The organism is Cellulosilyticum ruminicola JCM 14822 (assembly GCF_001311925.1).
Taxonomy (GTDB): Bacteria; Bacillota; Clostridia; order Lachnospirales; family Cellulosilyticaceae; genus Cellulosilyticum; species Cellulosilyticum ruminicola.
The window spans coordinates 1-2,458 of record NZ_BBCG01000137.1; the positions used below are offsets into that span (position 1 = coordinate 1).

At 28.6% G+C, this 2,458-nt stretch carries 2 protein-coding genes and 2 pseudogenes; all 4 read right to left on the bottom strand.

Annotation, left to right across the window (positions count from 1 at the left end):
* Nucleotides 1-449: 449 nt before the first annotated feature.
* Nucleotides 450-632, bottom strand: a pseudogene (locus JCM14822_RS25325) (transposase); the annotation flags it as partial.
* Nucleotides 633-764: 132 nt separating this feature from the next.
* On the bottom strand, nt 765-1,028 hold the full coding sequence (locus JCM14822_RS18340; protein WP_054744067.1) for a transposase: 264 nt from the start codon (nt 1,026-1,028) through the stop codon (nt 765-767).
* Nucleotides 1,029-1,297: 269 nt separating this feature from the next.
* On the bottom strand, nt 1,298-1,474 hold the full coding sequence (locus JCM14822_RS20845) for a hypothetical protein (RefSeq protein WP_157047906.1): 177 nt from the start codon (nt 1,472-1,474) through the stop codon (nt 1,298-1,300).
* Between the two features lie 408 nt (nt 1,475-1,882).
* Nucleotides 1,883-2,288, bottom strand: a pseudogene (gene tnpA / locus JCM14822_RS18345) (IS200/IS605 family transposase).
* Between the last annotated feature and the right edge of the window lie 170 nt (nt 2,289-2,458).

Genomic DNA, 2,458 nt, shown 5'->3' on the forward strand with positions numbered 1-2,458 from the left:
TTTTTGAAGTAATTTCCAATCGATAAGGCCTATAAATTTTTCGAATAAAGTAATATAATTGTCCATAGTCAGCTCCTTTGTGTTTGGTATGGTCTAATATATTAAACCTCAGGATGCTGGCTATTTTCATGCCTAAAATTATGGAAATTTAGCCTTTAACATAGTAACTGTTTTCAGTCAATGGAAATAAAAGTTATTAATTAAATAACAATACCATCATAGGTACTACCACTATAGGTATTACCATAGCTACAATAATTTGATTGGCATCTTCTGCACTATTTAATGTTAAAACTGATGGTGTATTATATTCCATATTATTCACCTCCTATAGTAATAATTAAATATAAGACTTATATTTACTCATTAATTATATATTATTTTTTAATTTTTTTAAATATTTTTAAAAAATAAAATATTTTAAAAAAGATATCTAGTTGATAAAAAGTTTATACATATAGTCCATGAAAATTTACTATTATTTTTTGATTAGGGCTACGTAGTAGCCCCTTTCGATACTTCCATATCGCTAACTTTTTCAAATTTATACATATAAACAAGAGGTTTAGCTCCATCTTGATTTTTTCTAAACCTCTATATTGTGTATATCTCATACCATGCAATTCTTTTGTATCTGCAAAACTCTTTCGATTGTTTGGCTTCTTAGATTATATATTTCTTTACTGCCTAATGTATGACAGATATCTTCAACTTTTTCTATGCAGTCATCTCATACGTGTCTCATAACAACCTTTACGTGTTCCTTACGTACATTGTTTTAAAAATGGACAGTTTTTGCAGTCGTGTTTATTACTCTTATATTCTCTATAGCCATCTCTATTCGTTGTGCTATATTTTAAAATTTTATTATTAGTACATATCATACAATCGTTGTATTCATCATAAACATAGTCATACTTTTTAAAGAAACCCTCTTTAGTCATGGGTCTTTTGTATGGCATGATTGGTGTTTTTTCACTTTCAATAATTAAGCGTGCAAGTGCTGGTATTTTATAATATGAATCCACAACTACATTTTTGATATCATTTAATAAAAGTTTTTTAATTTAGTTTGGTTTCATATATCCCCATTGTAACTAAGTTTCCTTTAATTGCAAGGGCCGCTCTCACTACCTTTATATTCAGTCAGTAGTGAGAGCGGCTACACATTTTTTCAAAAAAAGATTCCTATACCATTTGATTAGTATAGAAATCTTTTTTATCATCTTAACTTAATGACATTGTGTATTTGAATATCTTCTTTTTATATATTATTCACTATTTCATATAAGTTTAACTAGTTTGTTGCTGTTGTATCAGCTGCTGCATCGTCTGCCGGTGCTGCATTATTTGTTGTTGCTGCATTATTTGTTGTTGCTGCATTATTTGTTGTTGCTACACTTGATCCACAACCTACTGCTAAAGCACTTAAGCATACACATAAAATAGCAATTAATTTTTTTATTTGTTTCATTATAATCAACTCCCTAAAGTTAATATTCTTAAATCGTCTACGAGTATAGTACTAACATTCCAAATTGTCAAACTTATACATTCCATTAATATCTATTATAAATCGTTATAATCATTATTTTTAAAGCTATTCCTTCTTTTAAATTAAGTATATGTCTTTATTGAAAAATTTTTTGCTTGCGTTCTATATTTATTTTTTCATATATATAATATTTATTTCTTGTATTCTTCATCTATAATGCATAATATTTTAGCCTTTTTTCAATTTCTCTCCACTACAAATCTACTTTTAATCAAAATAAGAATCCACCAGCTTAGCTGATGTTTTTTCTATGTTAGGCCTATAAGGGCACTGTTACTTACCGTGTCTAAAGGCACATTCTTGATTCCGCCACTTGCGTGAGAACCTTTACTTGCTACCCTTAAAAGGGTCTGCATATTCTTTTAAACTTATTTGATCTGTTATCATCTCTTCGTGCAATTGATTTTTATATATTTTTCTATTGCTTGCTTATTTCTACCAACCGTACTTACATAATATCCTCTACACCCAAAATGTCTATTTCCGTATTTATACTTTAGACTAATAAGCTTCTCAAATATCATTAGATTGCTTTTACCTTTCAATATTCCCATAAATCTAGGTACACTCATTTTAGGTGGTATAGACACCAACATATATATATGATCCGGACAGGCATTTGCTTCTATTATCTGTACATCATATTTTTCACACAGTTCTCTAAGTATTTTCCTATTTCTCTTTTTTGTTTTCCATATATTTCTTACCTTCTAAATTTTGGTGCAAATACTATGTGATATTTGCAATCTCATTTTGTGTGTACTAAACTATTTTTATCCATATGAACCTCTCCTTTTGTTATTTTAGGTTTTTAGCGGAACCATTTACATTAGATTTTTTATATCATCTTCCACTCTAAAGCCCTACAGAACTATCTACATAGCAGGTAGTATTCTTTAATAC

What these genes read in the sequence shown, in the direction of transcription:
- JCM14822_RS20845 (WP_157047906.1), bottom strand. Translation starts at nt 1,474, where the DNA reads ATGAAACAAATAAAAAAATTAATTGCTATTTTATGTGTATGCTTAAGT.